Genomic DNA, 15,014 nt, shown 5'->3' with positions numbered 1-15,014 from the left:
TGCTTAGATTTTTAATTCTAATCTTGTTTCATAAAAATATGCATTATCTTCAATTGTTAAAGTATAGGTGCCCTTGTATAGCAAATCTAATCGTTGTTTAACATTTTGGAGCCCAATTCCTTTATGTGATTTATTTCTAGATTTTACTGATTTACTATTTTTTACAGTGAATAGAATCCCATTTGCTAATGAACGAATGCTGATGGAAATCCAAAAAACACCTTTTTCATTTTTTCCACCATGTTTAAAACAATTTTCGACAAATGGCAATAATAGTAATGGAGCAGTTTTTAAAGTATCACTAAACGTATCTACTTTAAGTTCTAGTTTTAAATGCTTTCCGTATCTAAGTTTCTCTAACTCTATATAATTGGTTATCAGCTGTATTTCTTCATTAAAAGCGATTTTTTTTCCTCCAGTTTGATACACCAAATATTCCAGTATATGAGACAATTTTAAAATTCCTTCTGTGGTTTTATCTGATTTCTTTAAAGATAAGCTATAAATATTATTCAGAGTATTAAACAAAAAATGAGGATGCAGTTGTTTTTTTAATAACTCTACATTTAAAGATTGTTTTTCTTTCATCAATTTTTCATTTATGCTACGCTGTTGCCTCCAATCTATAATAATGTGAATACAAATAATCAAGCTAATAACAGAATAATCTCTGATGACGTTTTTCAACACTTTCCCTACTGGCATTTCAACAGTATACCCACTATTTAAGTAATTAATGAGTTCTAACCATTTTACTCTACCAAAGAGAATAACCGTCCCAATAATAACTATCATAATTATAAACAAGAACATTCTATTCTTTCGCAATACTTTGGGAATTGCATAACCAATCAAAAAATACGTTGGCAGCATTAATAACGGTAGTGACAGCAAAATTGAACGCATCATATTTCTATGCTCTATTCCTTCTAGATGTGGAAGATTTGCTCCATATTCTGAAGCAATATAGAGTACCCAAAAAATAACATGATAGAGGAATTGCCTTGTCTTGATTCTTGAAATCAGATTCATTAAATATTCTTTTTTTAAATATCTATAAAATTATGTGGAGCGCAAAACTTAGTAGAGAAACAGTCATTCTATGTAGAGGAATAACATTTTTAGCATTATTTACTGATTTTATCTATTTAAAATAACATTGCTATACAGAATTCTACAATTGGTCTACTATTAAAAAATCGTTTATAAAAATTGAATAGTTTTAAAACATATTGTTTCATTAAACTTTAAAATTATGAAAAAACACATTGCATTATTTAGTCTTATGGCCTCTTTATTTTTAGTTTCTTTTACTACAAATAAAACTGATCAAAACAACACGAATACTCAAACCACTTTAAACGAGGCCTTTAAAATTGGGGGAGCTTATTTGACATTTGCTGGAGAGTTTGGGGGAGAAGTTTCACTCAAAAAAATGAGTACGACTAATAAATTAGGAGTAGCTGGTTGTGCATCCGGTTCATTAGTTACTCAGTTTACACTCAAAGTAAAGTCTAAAAACAAAAAAGCTCAAACTCTTAAAGGAACATCTCATTTACTCAACAAACAAATGAAATCTGTATTAAAAGAAATGAAAATTGGTGATACTTTTGAATTTAGTAATGTTAAAGCTCAACTTCCAACTGGTAAAACAGTTAATGTTCTTTGTAGGTCATTTAAAGTGATTCCATAATGTCTAAATAGTAGAAAAACAAAGCCCAATAAATAATTCATTGGGCTTTGTTTTAATTGTTTAAAACCTTAATTCTTATGTAAATTTGGCAAAGTATTAAGTCAAAAAACGATTTCATAATTTTGCTAAATCTTCTAGTTTTTTAAAAACAATAACCTTATACATAGCACTGACTGGGACTTTATTATTTTCAATTAACAAATGTGTCCTGGTTGTCTTTGTAATTCTATCCAAATTGGCGATATATGATTTATGTGTACGTTGAAAATTATCAGATAATATTGTGGTAATATTAGTAAGCGTTTCAGAAATTAAATACATTCTTAAATCTGTAAATATTTTTAAATAATTTCCAAAACTTTGAATGTATAGAATTGATTTAAATGTAATATTAACAGGCATTCCATCGTGTTTTATTTGAAGTTCTTTGCTTCCTCTATCCTTTTCAGCCTGTGTTATTATTGAAGCTGAAACTTTGTTTATGGCTTTCAAAAAACGTTCAATTTTTATGGGTTTCAATAAATAATCTACAACACCATAATTATAGCTTTCTAATGCATACTCAGAATAGGCAGTCGTTAAAATAACTTTAGGTGGTTGTATCATAGAACGTAAAATTTCCATACCATTCAACTCAGGCATCTCTATATCTAGAAAAATGAGGTCAACTTCATTTTGCTGAGCAAAATTAATAAACTCAAGAGGGTTACCCGTGCTTAGTACGAGTTTAAAATTGTCAATTTTAGAACAATACTCTTCTAATACTTTACGCGCCAATATTTCATCATCTAAAATTCCTATTCTAATCATTATTTATTTTTTAATATTGGAAACTCTTAAGTCGATAGATAAGTTTACATGATATACTTTTTCTTGATCATCAATTTCTAATACATGAGAATTATAATATAATAGATTTAATCGTCTTTTCACGTTTTCAAGACCTAATCCTTTTCTTTTAGATTCAGAATTCATAGAAGGCTTTGAATTCTCTACACAAAAATAAAGGGTAGTATTTTTTATAGAAGCATAAATATCAATTTTACTCTGTTCATTCGTGCTTTGAGCACCATGTTTAATAGCGTTTTCAACAAATGGAATGAGTAGCATTGGGGAAATCCTTAGGTCCAATAAATCTCCTCTAATTAAAAATTCAATAGTACAGCGGTTGCTTAACCTCTTTTCTTCTAATAATAAATAATTTTCTATAAACTCAAACTCTTCTTTTAATAATACAGTATCTTTTTTAGAACTCTCTAATTGATATCGCATTAATTCTGAAAGCTGCATAACAACATCAGGGGTTTCTAGCGATCGTTGCCTAGAAAGCGAATAAATACTGTTTAATGAGTTAAATAAAAAATGAGGATTTACCTGTTCTTTTAAATAATTCAATTCCATCTCTTTTTGTAATTTTTCTTTCTCGGCGTTTTCTCTTTGGGTAATTATGTTTCGTTTTAAAAAGAAAGCAGCCATACCAGTTCCTGTCGTATAAATAAAATAGAAAAATGATTTATAGATACCTTGCCAACCACTTGCATATCCTTTTTTTATATAAGAACTTAAAAGGATGCTTCCTACAAGCAATAGTACATATAAGAAATATTTTTTTTTATCTAAAAAAAAAGGGATTAAAATAAAATGATTAACCCAAATGATACCCATTATATAAACTGCAAAATTAAATTCCTTTAAATAAAAAGAATAATTAGTATCGAATTGATTTCTGATTAACCACCCGCTTAATATTTCGAGCATAGCTACCAATAAAAAAGCTACTATATTGATGAGTATGGTATGTTTCAAAGATTTTGTAATCATAAACTTTTTTAAAAGAAAATAAAGATACTATCTATACAAATAAACTTTTATAATTTTTTTATAAAAGCGATATATCAATGACGAAATGGCTTTGTCAATTAATTGTAGTATTCATCCCATTTAAAATTTTAAACATGAATTATACTATAATTTTATCCATCATTTAATAAAAATTTTATAAACATGAAAAACAAAATAGGGTTGTTACTTCTAATACTTATAGTATTAGCACACAATAGCTTTGCTCAACAGGATAATAATAAAAATCCTAAAACCATCACTATAAATCAAACCAACAAAACAGTGCTTTTGGACGGGCATTGTGGCAATGATGAATGGGATACAGCAACAAAGATCGATTTACCAGGAGAAGCTTCCATTTATTTTATGCACGATAAAGAGTACTTCTACTTTGGAGCCAAAGGCAAATCAGAAGATTACACAATCTTAGATCTTTATATAGAAAATGTAGAAACAGGCCGTCTACACAAATTTCATCTTTCTGCTCAAATGGGTGAAAGTATGCTAACAGAAGATGGATGGAAACCTGTATCTGGTAAGTGGGAACTTAAAGATTATGCAGGATTCTGGGTGCCTTATAATGGGCTTGAGGATGTTGAAAAAAGAATTGGACCTAAATTTGCGCAAGGAACACATAGACAAATGCAAATATCACGTAAAAAATTCCCTGGCAATACATGGAAAATGATGATTGGTCTTGGAGGAATTAGTCATGATAGTGATGGACGTATTTTTTATCCTAAAAATGGAGTAGGTGATGATAAGTCGACTTGGGGTGAATTTTCATTTTCTAAATAAAAATGAAAAGAAGGGTAACTCTAAAAAATTTAAAAAAATGAAAAATATATATTTTATTTTGACCCTTGCAACAGTATTAGTCTTTAATGCTTGCAATACTAGAAATCATACTAAATTTCCACCTATAGAAGATCGCTATTTTGGACAACAGCCACCAGGTTTAATTCCCGAACTGTTTGATCCTAAAATTGTCTCTCCAGAAGGGCTTTTTGAAGAAGGTTCGTTTTCATCAGATATGAAAGAGTATTACTTCACAAGAACGAACGGGAAATATAAACAACGTACATTTTTTGTGATTCGTTATGAAAATGACATTTGGGGAAACGAATCTGAGACAGATATAGAATGGCCTCATTTTTCTGAAGATGGTGCTATGATGTATGGTGAAAAGTGGTATCGAGAACGAACCGATACGGGTTGGTCTGAGCGCAAAAAACAAGGAGAATTTTTGAAAGATCAGGCTCATGGTATTTCGCTTTCATCTAAAGGAACTTATTATTTTGGTTTTAATAACCAAGAAGACAACAAACCTGGTTCTATCCGATATTCACGTCTTATAAATGATAAGTATGAAGCTCCTCAGAAACTAAACGAGTCTATTAATAAAGGAGAATATATTGGACACCCTTTTATTGCTCCAGATGAATCTTATTTATTATGGGATGTTGAAAGAGAAGAAGGATATGGTGATAACGATTGTTATATTAGTTTTAAGCAGAAGGATGGTTCATGGGGAGAAGCAATTAACATGGGAAATAAGATAAATACATCATTAAGTGAAAGTAGTCCAAAGGTGACACAAGATGGAAAATATTTATTTTTTATAAGAGGAGAATGGAAACCTAAAGAAGATGGTACCGCGTATTGGGTTGGGAAATCTTATTGGGTAGATGCGAAGTTTATTGAAACACTCAGACCAAAAGAATAAATCATTAAGTATGAAAGTTATCAAAAATCATATCAATTTATTTTTTTTAGCATTTCTACTTCCTTTGTTAGGAGGTGCTCAAGTTATTTCAAAAGACCGAAAAGACTTGTTCGTTGTTGGTAGTGAATCTGTCAACTTTCAATCTAAGATTACTGGTAGTGAATATAAATTGCATATCAATCTACCTGAGAGTTATGATAAAAATAATACGACGAAAAAATACCCTGTATTTTATGCACTGGACGGTTACCGTATATTTGGTGCTTCTACGTTAGTCTATAATGGTATCTGGGATGATGGTTTTGCTCCTGAAATGATTATTGTTGGAATTACTAACGGTACAAAAACAAGTCCAACATTACATAGAACAAGAGATTTAACACCTACAGTAATAGAAAGAATAGAATCTTCAGGTGGTGCTTCAAAATTTTTGAAAGTATTGAGTGATGAAATAATTCCGTTAATAGACAGTCTTTATCATTCAGATAAAACAAACAGAACACTAGCAGGTACGTCATTTGCAGGTTTATTTACTCATTATACACTTTTTACAGAACCTGATTTATTCAATAACTATATTATTAATAATCCCACCTTATGGTGGGATAACCGCTATTCATATAAACTTGAAGAAGAATTTTACCGAAACAATAAAAGTCTAAATGCTAATGTAATATATTTAAATAGTGAGTTCAATGATATGGCTAGTGCTACTCAGATGGTTGATCAGATAAAGAAACACGATTATGATAATATGATTATAGATTTTCGAATAGTAGAAAATATGGGGCATTTGGGTGGTGAAGCAGAGGCTATTAATCAAGGTATGAGGTTTGCTTTTAAACGACCAACTATTAAGTTACCTGAAGAAGAATTAAAAGAATATTGTGGGACCTATAAAGATGGTAATTACATTCGTGAGATTGTAATTAAAGATGGTGAATTAAGTTTAAAACGAGAAGGAGAACTACAGGGTGAAAAAATTAAAGCAATCAGAAAATCTGAATTTGCGGTTTTAGGGAGGTACTTTGATTTTCATTTTAATAGAAATGAAAAAGGTGAGGTCATTGGTTTCTACAGCCAACAAAGTACAAATCCTCACCGATCCAGAACAGTCATTAAAATCAAATAATAAAAAGATTTATTTGCTTTGCTATCTAAAGGTTAAAAGAAATTGTAAATACGTAAAAGTTTAATAAATAGAGTTAGTTTTTTTATAGTTTAGGTACTTTAAAACAACCAAAAATGAAAAAAACATATTTTATTTTAATATTTATAGGAGCTCTGTTTTTAAATGCTTGTAATAGAAAAAACAGCAAGCAATAGTTAATGAGGTATCAATTATAGCAAATCCCTATTTTGGTCAAAAATTACCTGGTTTAACCCCTAAAATCTTTGCTCCTGCGTATTGTTTCAATCAACGGAAGAGGTGAAGGTAGTATTTCGTCATCTATAATACCAACTTTAATCATTAACTGTTTTTTTAAATTTTGAAACTGATAAATCAATAGATAAATTTACATAATATTCTTTTTCGTTATCATCAATTTCTAATACGTGAGAATTAGGATATAAAAGATTTAAACGTCTTCTCACATTTTCGAGACCCAGTCCTGTTCTTTTCAATGAAGAAACTTTGTGAGGCTTTGAATTATCAACACTAAAGTGAAGAGTGGAGTTTTTTATAGTGGCAGAAATATCAATGGAACTCTGTTTATTCGTACTTTGGGCACCATGTTTAACAGCATTTTCAACAAAAGGGATGAGCAACATCGGAGAAATTCTTAAGTCCGACAAATCTCCGTCAATTAAAAACTCAATAGTACAACGCTTGCTTAGTCTTTTTTCTTCAAGAAATAAATAGTTTTCTATAAACTCAAGCTCTTCTTTTAATAAAACGGTCTCTTTTTTAGAACTCTCTAATTGATACCGCATTAATTCTGAAAGTTGCATTACAAGGTCTGGGGTTTCTAATGATTGTTTCCGCGAAAGCGAATAAATACTATTTAAAGAATTGAATAAAAAATGTGGATTTACCTGTGCTTTTAAATAATTAAGCTCCATTTCTTTTTGTAATTTTTCTTTCTCGGCGTTTTCTCTTTGGATGATCATATTTCTTCTTAAAAAAAAGGCAGCCATTCCGGCTCCAGTAGTATAAATAAAATAGAAAAAGTATTTAGAAACATCTAACCAGCCATCTTTCTTATTTCCCTTTAAATAAGAAATAAAAAATATGATCCCAATGAGTAAGATGCCATATAAAAAATAGCGTCTCTTATCTAAAAAAAAAGGAATGAGAACAAAATGATTCATCCAAATGATGGCCATAATGGCTATTGTATAATTAAGATCATGTAAGAAAAAAGAATAATTAGTTTCATATCGATCTATGAATAACCAATTACTCATTAGTTCAAGAATAAGCACCAATAAAAAGGCGCCTATGTTTATAAAAATTGTATTCTTTATTGACTTTTTAAGCATAAACTATTTTAATAGCTAATGAAGATACTATTTACAAAAACAATATTCTTTAATTTCTTACAAAAGCGGTATATCAATGACGAAATGACTTTATCATTTAATTGTTGTGTTTACCCTATTGATGAATTTACACATTGAATATACCATACATTTATTCAAAATTTAAGTAAACAAATAAACATGAAAAACAACAAATTTATATTTTTAATACTTGTATTTACAATCTTTTTCGCTTCATGCAATACTAAAAACGATGTTGATTTTCCACCTTTAAAAGATCGGTATTTCGGACAAAAGCCACCAGGCTTAACTCCCGAAGTTTTTGCTCCGGGTATTGTTTCGACAGAGGATCATGAGTGGGGCCTTTTCTTCTCACCCGACATGAAAGAGGTGTACTTTGGTAGGAGAAACAACAAAAGCGGAAAAATTTCGGATTTGGCTTTTAAATTCGAGAATAATCGATGGCACGAATCAGAAGCGGAACCTGGGGTGCGTGGGTCTTTCTCTCCTGATGGTAAAACTAGGTTTTTTAAAAACCAATATAGGGAGCGAACCGATGATGGATGGTCAGAGCCTAAAAGTCTTGGTCCCGCATTTGAAGACATCGACATCATGCGTCTTACGACTTCGTCCAAAGGCACTTATGTTTTTGATGAATATGCTAAAGATGGAAATTTTGTTCTTCGATATTCTCGACTGATAAATGGTGTACGTGAAGCGCCGAAGCCATTTAGTAAAGAGATAAATGCGGGAAAAGTGAACATCCACCCCTTCATTGCACCTGATGAGTCCTATATTTTGTGGGAGAGTAGAAGAGATGGTGGCTATGGTGGTACTGATATCTACGTTAGTTTTCGGCAGGAGAACGGCTCTTGGGGAACTGCTATTAACTTAGGTGATAAGGTAAACACAAGTATCTCACAGAAGGGAGGGTACGTAACGCCAGATGGAAAATATCTTTTCTATTTCAGTCTTGATCTTGATAGCTCATTAATGGGAGAGATATTCTGGGTGGATGCGCAAATTATTGAGACACTTAGGCCCAAATAGTAAGCCATAGAACATGTTCATCAATGCAGAAAAAAGATTGGTTGCGAATCGCTTTAAGTGCAGATAGTTTAACTACCAATTATCAAACCAATATTCAATAAAATTACAAAAAGAAAGAAAACATGAAAACAACAAAATTATTAATATTGACCTGTGTATTATCGCTAAACACTGTCTTTGCTCAAGAAAATAAGGTAAACGATGATACACCAATGGCATATGAAATGCCCAGAACCCAGGTCATTCAGGTCAGTAATTCTGAAACAGATACACTAAATACACTTTACATAAAACTGCCGGAAGGATATGAAGAAAACACAGATTTAAAATACCCTGTACTCTATTTTACTTCTCCGGTGCAGCATATCGAAATATTATCTGCGGCCACTGAAAATCTGATAGAAGACGTTATTATTGTTGGGCTTAGCTGGCCAAAAGGAATGAACTATGGGAATTTGGACAGTTATGTGAACGACTTTCTTCGTCAAGATGTCTTTAAGACGGTAGAAAGCAAGTACCGTGCTGATGATGAAAGACGTACTTTTTTTGGATATTCTTGGGGTGGTGTAGTTGGTGCTTACATATTATCGAATCACCCCAATACCTTTAAAAATTTCATTCTTGGTAGTCCTGATCTTGGGGTTGATCATGAAGTTATACAGAAAATTTACAAACTTGAGTCTACTACAGCTGAAGAGCGAAAAAAACTGAACGCAAATGTTTTTATTTCCTATGGTATATTGGAGGAAAAAAACACCTCTAATTTCGAAAAATTTATTACCATGCTTAAAAGCATAAACGATGAGAGTTTAACCTTACAACACATTGTGGTTGAGGGTAATCATCAAACATCATTTCCTATGACTACACTCCGGAGTGTGATTTGGTTATCAGACTTGATAAAAGAATAACGAATCTAAAACACAATATGCTTTATTTTAATCATTTTTTATGAGTAGAAATTGACTGAAACTTAAAATCATAAAACAAATAAATCGAATAATAGTAACCAATATATAACGAGAGCAATTGTAGCTATGCATTCTCAATAATTAAAAAAGTTTAAATAATGAAAAAACCGTATTTTATTTTAATACTTGTATTTGTAATGTTTTTAAATGCTTGCAATACTACGAAGCAGAAAAAAAACACTTCTGATTTTCCACCCTTAGAGGATCGCTATCTAGGCCAACAACCCCCAGGCTTAATTCCTGAAATTTTTGCGCCTGGTATTGTTTCAATCAACGGAAGAGGTGAAGGTAGTATTTCGTTTTCTCCTGATTTGGATGAAGTATATTTCGGAGTATTTAAAGAAGACGGAAATCCAAGTGTATATTTTTCAAAACTCGAAGACAAAAAATGGACAAATCCTAAAGAAGTAAATTTTACAAAAGACAAAAAAGCTGGAGAATTGCATCCTTTTGTCAGCCCTAATGGTAAAAAGATTTATTTTACCGCTTACGATTCTAATTTTGAGAACGGTAAAATTTGGTATGTAAACCGTTTCGAGAATTCCTGGAGCAATGCAATACAACTTGATTCACCAATAAATGATGATGAAGTTATTCATCCGAATCTAACCAAAAATAGAGATCTTTTTTATTTTAATATTTCAAAACTAAAAACGTATTATGCTCCCAATAAAAATGGTAAATTTCCCGAAGTACAAGAAGTTGAAATTGGTGGTGCTCACGCTTTTATTTCCCCATCTCAAGATTACTTAGTGGTAAATGCTCGAAACAGAGAAGATGGAAGAAATGACAGCGATATTTATGTCTATTTTAAGAAGAAAAACGGAATATGGTCAAAAGTAATTAACCTTGGAAATGAAGTAAATTCTAATTTTCGTGAAACAAGCCCGAGTATCACTCCAGATGGTAAATATTTATTTTTTAGTCGATATAACGATGAAGGTGGACTACCAAACTTTTATTGGGTGAGCACAGAGGTTATTCATAAGTTAAAAACGGCTTATTTTAAGAAGGAACAATAAATTTAGTATTCATAATTTTGAAACTACTTGTACATATCATGATACAAATCCTTATTGATCGAGAACAGCCATTAAAATCAAATAATGAAAGTATTTATTTTGCTTCATACCTAAAGGTTAAAGAAATTGTAAATACGTAAAAGTTTAATAAACAGAGTCTCTTTTTTTATAGTTTAGGTATTTCTAAAAATAATTATATAAAATCAACTGGATACATAATTCAAGTATTAGTGTAAATGATAGAAATAAACAAAGTAAAGACCACAAAACTATCAATACTAGACGGCATTGAACTTAAATCTGCTACGTTTATTGATAAAAAATTCCCTTTTCATTTTCATCAATCTTGGAGTTTGGCTTATATAGAATATGGTAGTGAAAACATTGCATTTAACAATACAAATTTTTTGGTCAGCAAGAATGCTTTACAATTAATCCCTCCTTATTCCATCCATAAAAACTGGAGCAATAAAAACAATACTTGGGCTTATAAAGCACTTTATATAAGTGACGATGTCATCAAAAATGTTTCAAAAAAAATAAATATTGAGTATTCTTACCTGGCAAGCTTTCCTTATTTTATCACCTATCGTAATAGTGATTTTGAAATAAATGAAACCTCAATTTTTAAGATCATTGAAAATCTTTTCTTAGATACTTTAAACGATGTTAAACCATCTTACTTAAAGAAAAATACTAATGAACCTTTTGACGATATTCTAAATTACTTGTCTCTAAATTACAACCAATCAATCACTTTAGAGTCATTACAAAAAGAATTTAAAGTAAATAAATTTTCACTACAAAAAAACTTTAAAAAGAATATTGGTTTAACTCCTCTGGAATATCTAACTGCCATTAGAATAGAGAACTCAAAAAAGCTTTTTTATAGTGATGTTCCTTTGGTAGAGATTGCACTTGAATCTGGATTTTATGATCAAAGTCATTTTACGCATAGTTTTAAAAAATATGTTGGAGTAACTCCTGGCAATTATAAAAAGAACAGCAAGATTTTACAAGACTGGTAATCTTCTTAAGAAGTATGTTTGTTTTCTTAATTAGAAACATTCAATAATACTTAGAACAATGAGAAATTATAATTCTATAATTGTAGTACTTGCACTGATATCCTTTTTAAACGCTTGCAACCCTAAAAAGCAAGAATCAAAAAAAAATGATTCACTAATTATAGAAAGTCCTTATTTTGGACAAAAACCACCAGGCATGATTCCCGAAGTTTTTGCTCCTGGTATTGTTTCTTTAGAAGGAAGAAATGAAGCTGCTATTTCTTTTTCACCTGAATTAGATGAACTCTATTTTTCGGCTAAGAAAAAAAGCGAAAACTGGGATGGAACTGTGTATTTCTCAAAACTAGAAAACAAAAAATGGACTAATCTTAAGAAAATAAATTTCACAAAAGGAAAGAGCAGTAATGAATCACATCCATCTATGAGTCCTAATGGTAAAAGAATTTATTTTATAAATGATTATAGCAAAATTTGGTACGTAAACCGTCTTGAAAATTCTTGGAGCGATGCAATACAACTTGATTCACCTATAAATGATGATAACATTTTTAATCCGATTGAAGCTAAAAACGGTGATCTTTATTATTTTAATATTTCAAAAAGGAAACTGTATTATGCACCCAACAAAAACGGTGAATTTTCCGAAGCACGAGAAGTTAATATTGAATTTGGGGTTCACGCGTGTATTTCCCCATCTCAAGACTATTTAGTGGTAGATGCTCGAAATAAAACTGAGGACCTTAATCTTTATGTCTATTTCAAGAAGCAAGACGGAACATGGACAAAACCATTTGACCTTGGAGATAAGATAAATTCTGTTTTTGATGAAGCAGGTCCACGGATCACTCCAGATGGTAAATATTTATTTTTTAGTAGATGGAACGAAGATGATGATAATTTTATTTATTGGGTGAGCACAGAAGTTATTGATAAGGTCAGGCCTGATGATTTATAACCTTATATTTTTCTGTAATAATTAAAAAGTTTAAAAAATGAAAAAAATCTATTATATTTTATTTATAGTATTCACAGTATTTCTAAACGCTTGTACTACTAAAAAACAAAAGAAAAACAACAACAAATCATCAGCCATACAAAATCTTTATTTTGGACAAAAACCGCCAAGGTTGATTCCAGAAATTTTTGCTCCTGGAACCATCTCACTTAACGGAAGATATGAGCATGGTATTTCGTTTTCTCCCAATTTAGATGAAGTATATTTTTCAGCCAATAAAGACGGAGGGCTTACAGATATTTATTTCTCAAAACTCGAAGGTGAAAAATGGACGCCTGTAAAAAAAGCAAAGTTTACCAAAGGCGAGAAAGACGAGGAAATGCATCCATTCGTTAGCTTAGATGGTAAAAAGATTTATTTTGTAGGGCTTAACGCAGATAATACAGATGTTAAAATTTGGCATGTAGATCGTTTAGAGAATTCCTGGAGCAATGCAAGAAGACTTGATTCACCTATAAATGATGACAAAGTTTTTTATCCGAATCAAGCAAAAAACGGAGACTTTTTTTATACCAACATATCAGATAGACGAAATATTAAAATACAAAATGCATTCAACAAGAATGGCAGGTTTCCAGAAACTCAGGAGGTTAATATTGAATTTGGGGTACACGCTTTTATTGCTCCTTCTCAAGATTATTTAGTAGTAAATGCTAGAAACAAAGAAGATGAGGCAAGAAATGACAACGAAATCTATGTCTGTTTTAAGAAAAAAAACGGAACATGGTCAAAACCAATTAACCTTGGAGAATCGGTAAACTCTACCTTTGGTGAAACATGTCCTAGCATCACTCCAGATGGTAAATATTTATTTTTTGGTAGATATAATGAAGAAGGTGGGTTATCAAATTTTTATTGGGTAAGTACAGAAGTTATTCATAAAGTAAAGCCATCTGATATATAAGTGTAATATTTAATATGCAAAATTTTAAAAATTAATGCTGTCAAACAACGAAAATAGAAATAGTAAAAACTATGAAAAGCAAAACAGAATTTCTAATTTTAATACTTCTTATACTAACAAATAATGGCTTTGCCCAACAAAGTGATAACCGTGCACCGGAGGTTACAGTCGCCGAAACCATGCTCTCATACAGTGAGATTCCTTATCTCAAAAAAGCCTTTATTGATGCAGCACCAATGGAAAGACAAGATGATATATTAGTAGGCAAATTAGGTGTAGATGGTGGAAATAGAGCAATGATTCTTAAACTGGCGCAGGATATTGCAGATAATAAATATGGTAACTTTGACAGTTTCCTTATTGTTCACAAGAACAAGCTCTTGTTTGAATCCTACTATAGACGTGGTCGTATAAACCTCCCTCATTCACAAGCGTCAGTGACCAAATCTTATACTAGTCTAGCACTTGGTCGTGCTATCCAGTTAGGATATCTTACTATGGCCGATTTAGACAAGCCGCTGGTCAGTTTTCTCAAAAACTTAGATTCAACAAAATTTGTGAAAGGTGTAGAAAAGATTACACTACACCAAGCATTGACAATGCGTGGAGGGCTTAACATCAGTAAAGAACAGAGAGAAAGATTCAAAAAAACTTCTGCTTCGTTAAAGGGTCAAGGCCTAGTTCAGACTCTTCTTGAATATAGTTCGCCTATTACCTTAGAGTCTCAAAACTTTTTATACGGCAATTTCAACCCAAGATTGGTAATGCAAGTTATTGACGCTGTCGTACCGGGGATGGCCAAAGATTTTATTAAACATGAACTCCTTGACAAAATGTCCATCACTAATTATAGTTGGCTGACTGATGATATTAGTAGCTTGCCAAGATCAGGAAGTGGTACGAGCATGATATCTCGAGATATGCTCAAATGGGGAATATTGACGATCAACAAAGGCCAATGGAATGGAGAACAACTTGTTCCGGAAACATTTATTGCAAGAGCGACCAGTAAAATTGTTGATCAAAGTGATGAACATGATCGTACCGCTGGTGGTGTTTCTGGTACAGCTTATGGTTATTTCTGGTGGCAGGCCGATTTGTTTGTAGGAGGTAAAAGTTATTTGAGTAAAGCAGCCAGAGGCGGCAGTGGACAAACGATCATTGTGATTGAAGAGCTTGATCTGGTTATTGTGACTACTACCCATCGTGAAGTTGATGATCCTGTATCTGTAGTAGCGACAAGAATCCTGCCCGCTTTTATTAAGTAACAATAAACAGT

At 31.5% G+C, this 15,014-nt stretch carries 15 protein-coding genes; 11 read left to right on the top strand and 4 right to left on the bottom strand.

What is annotated here, in order from left to right; genetic code table 11:
• Positions 1-3 precede the first annotated feature (3 nt).
• Positions 4-1,032 carry a hypothetical protein gene (locus tag D1817_09130; GenBank protein ID AXT20039.1) on the bottom strand — a complete coding sequence of 343 codons (1,029 nt, stop codon included), beginning with the start codon at positions 1,030-1,032 and terminating at the stop codon, positions 4-6.
• Positions 1,033-1,255: 223 nt separating this feature from the next.
• Between D1817_09130 and D1817_09125 the strand changes: the two genes are divergently transcribed.
• Positions 1,256-1,693 carry a hypothetical protein gene (locus D1817_09125; protein AXT20038.1) on the top strand — a complete coding sequence of 146 codons (438 nt, stop codon included), beginning with the start codon at positions 1,256-1,258 and terminating at the stop codon, positions 1,691-1,693.
• A gap of 114 nt (positions 1,694-1,807) precedes the next feature.
• Here the strand turns inward: D1817_09125 and D1817_09120 are convergent, their stop codons facing one another.
• Positions 1,808-2,503, bottom strand: a complete 696-nt coding sequence (locus tag D1817_09120) for a DNA-binding response regulator (protein ID AXT20037.1) — start codon at positions 2,501-2,503, stop codon at positions 1,808-1,810.
• A gap of 3 nt (positions 2,504-2,506) precedes the next feature.
• A complete protein-coding gene (locus tag D1817_09115) occupies positions 2,507-3,514 on the bottom strand; it encodes a GHKL domain-containing protein (protein ID AXT20036.1) in 1,008 nt (335 codons plus the stop codon).
• Between the two features lie 183 nt (positions 3,515-3,697).
• Between D1817_09115 and D1817_09110 the strand changes: the two genes are divergently transcribed.
• The 3 genes from D1817_09110 to D1817_09100 are packed head-to-tail and all read left to right on the top strand — an operon-like array spanning position 3,698 to position 6,393.
• Positions 3,698-4,333, top strand: coding sequence for a hypothetical protein (locus D1817_09110; GenBank protein ID AXT20035.1), 636 nt, complete (start codon positions 3,698-3,700; stop codon positions 4,331-4,333).
• Between the two features lie 37 nt (positions 4,334-4,370).
• Positions 4,371-5,261 carry a hypothetical protein gene (locus D1817_09105; protein AXT21256.1) on the top strand — a complete coding sequence of 297 codons (891 nt, stop codon included), beginning with the start codon at positions 4,371-4,373 and terminating at the stop codon, positions 5,259-5,261.
• Positions 5,224-6,393 (top strand): alpha/beta hydrolase, encoded by a 1,170-nt coding sequence (locus D1817_09100; protein AXT20034.1) that lies wholly within the window; start codon positions 5,224-5,226, stop codon positions 6,391-6,393. Before D1817_09105 ends, D1817_09100 begins: the two co-directional genes overlap by 38 nt.
• Before the next feature lie 332 nt (positions 6,394-6,725).
• Here D1817_09100 and D1817_09095 read toward each other — a convergent pair whose 3' ends face one another.
• Complete coding sequence (locus D1817_09095) at positions 6,726-7,745, bottom strand: hypothetical protein (protein AXT20033.1); 1,020 nt, start codon at positions 7,743-7,745, stop codon at positions 6,726-6,728.
• Between the two features lie 180 nt (positions 7,746-7,925).
• On the opposite strand from D1817_09095, the gene D1817_09090 reads away from it, so the two are divergent.
• The 7 genes from D1817_09090 to D1817_09060 all read left to right on the top strand — a co-directional run bounded on the left by D1817_09090 (position 7,926) and on the right by D1817_09060 (position 15,003).
• Positions 7,926-8,795 carry a hypothetical protein gene (locus tag D1817_09090; protein ID AXT20032.1) on the top strand — a complete coding sequence of 290 codons (870 nt, stop codon included), beginning with the start codon at positions 7,926-7,928 and terminating at the stop codon, positions 8,793-8,795.
• Positions 8,796-8,917: 122 nt separating this feature from the next.
• Positions 8,918-9,706: an alpha/beta hydrolase gene (locus tag D1817_09085; GenBank protein ID AXT20031.1), complete on the top strand. Its 789-nt coding sequence runs from the start codon at positions 8,918-8,920 to the stop codon at positions 9,704-9,706.
• A 158-nt stretch (positions 9,707-9,864) separates the two neighbouring features.
• Entirely contained in the window at positions 9,865-10,788 is a 924-nt protein-coding gene (locus D1817_09080; GenBank protein AXT20030.1) for a hypothetical protein, read from the top strand.
• 236 nt (positions 10,789-11,024) lie between these two features.
• Positions 11,025-11,816, top strand: coding sequence for an AraC family transcriptional regulator (locus tag D1817_09075; protein AXT20029.1), 792 nt, complete (start codon positions 11,025-11,027; stop codon positions 11,814-11,816).
• 58 nt (positions 11,817-11,874) lie between these two features.
• Entirely contained in the window at positions 11,875-12,771 is an 897-nt protein-coding gene (locus D1817_09070) for a hypothetical protein (protein AXT20028.1), read from the top strand.
• Between the two features lie 37 nt (positions 12,772-12,808).
• Positions 12,809-13,735 carry a hypothetical protein gene (locus tag D1817_09065; protein AXT20027.1) on the top strand — a complete coding sequence of 309 codons (927 nt, stop codon included), beginning with the start codon at positions 12,809-12,811 and terminating at the stop codon, positions 13,733-13,735.
• A 71-nt stretch (positions 13,736-13,806) separates the two neighbouring features.
• Positions 13,807-15,003 (top strand): class C beta-lactamase-related serine hydrolase, encoded by a 1,197-nt coding sequence (locus D1817_09060; GenBank protein ID AXT20026.1) that lies wholly within the window; start codon positions 13,807-13,809, stop codon positions 15,001-15,003.
• Positions 15,004-15,014 lie beyond the last annotated feature (11 nt).

The sequence above is a fragment of the Flavobacteriaceae bacterium genome, assembly GCA_003443635.1.
Classification (GTDB): domain Bacteria; phylum Bacteroidota; class Bacteroidia; order Flavobacteriales; family Flavobacteriaceae; genus AU392.
The sequence above is the reverse complement of the archived record's forward strand: the minus strand, read 5'-3'. Positions and strand labels throughout refer to the sequence as shown.

Excerpts from the sequence above, each read along its gene's own strand:
- D1817_09130 (AXT20039.1), bottom strand. The coding sequence starts at position 1,032 with ATGAATCTGATTTCAAGAATCAAGACAAGGCAATTCCTCTATCATGTT.
- D1817_09125 (AXT20038.1), top strand. The coding sequence starts at position 1,256 with ATGAAAAAACACATTGCATTATTTAGTCTTATGGCCTCTTTATTTTTA.
- D1817_09120 (AXT20037.1), bottom strand. The coding sequence starts at position 2,503 with ATGATTAGAATAGGAATTTTAGATGATGAAATATTGGCGCGTAAAGTA.
- D1817_09115 (AXT20036.1), bottom strand. The coding sequence starts at position 3,514 with ATGATTACAAAATCTTTGAAACATACCATACTCATCAATATAGTAGCT.
- D1817_09110 (AXT20035.1), top strand. The coding sequence starts at position 3,698 with ATGAAAAACAAAATAGGGTTGTTACTTCTAATACTTATAGTATTAGCA.
- D1817_09105 (AXT21256.1), top strand. The coding sequence starts at position 4,371 with ATGAAAAATATATATTTTATTTTGACCCTTGCAACAGTATTAGTCTTT.
- D1817_09100 (AXT20034.1), top strand. The coding sequence starts at position 5,224 with ATGCGAAGTTTATTGAAACACTCAGACCAAAAGAATAAATCATTAAGT.
- D1817_09095 (AXT20033.1), bottom strand. The coding sequence starts at position 7,745 with ATGCTTAAAAAGTCAATAAAGAATACAATTTTTATAAACATAGGCGCC.
- D1817_09090 (AXT20032.1), top strand. The coding sequence starts at position 7,926 with ATGAAAAACAACAAATTTATATTTTTAATACTTGTATTTACAATCTTT.
- D1817_09085 (AXT20031.1), top strand. The coding sequence starts at position 8,918 with ATGAAAACAACAAAATTATTAATATTGACCTGTGTATTATCGCTAAAC.
- D1817_09080 (AXT20030.1), top strand. The coding sequence starts at position 9,865 with ATGAAAAAACCGTATTTTATTTTAATACTTGTATTTGTAATGTTTTTA.
- D1817_09075 (AXT20029.1), top strand. The coding sequence starts at position 11,025 with ATGATAGAAATAAACAAAGTAAAGACCACAAAACTATCAATACTAGAC.
- D1817_09070 (AXT20028.1), top strand. The coding sequence starts at position 11,875 with ATGAGAAATTATAATTCTATAATTGTAGTACTTGCACTGATATCCTTT.
- D1817_09065 (AXT20027.1), top strand. The coding sequence starts at position 12,809 with ATGAAAAAAATCTATTATATTTTATTTATAGTATTCACAGTATTTCTA.
- D1817_09060 (AXT20026.1), top strand. The coding sequence starts at position 13,807 with ATGAAAAGCAAAACAGAATTTCTAATTTTAATACTTCTTATACTAACA.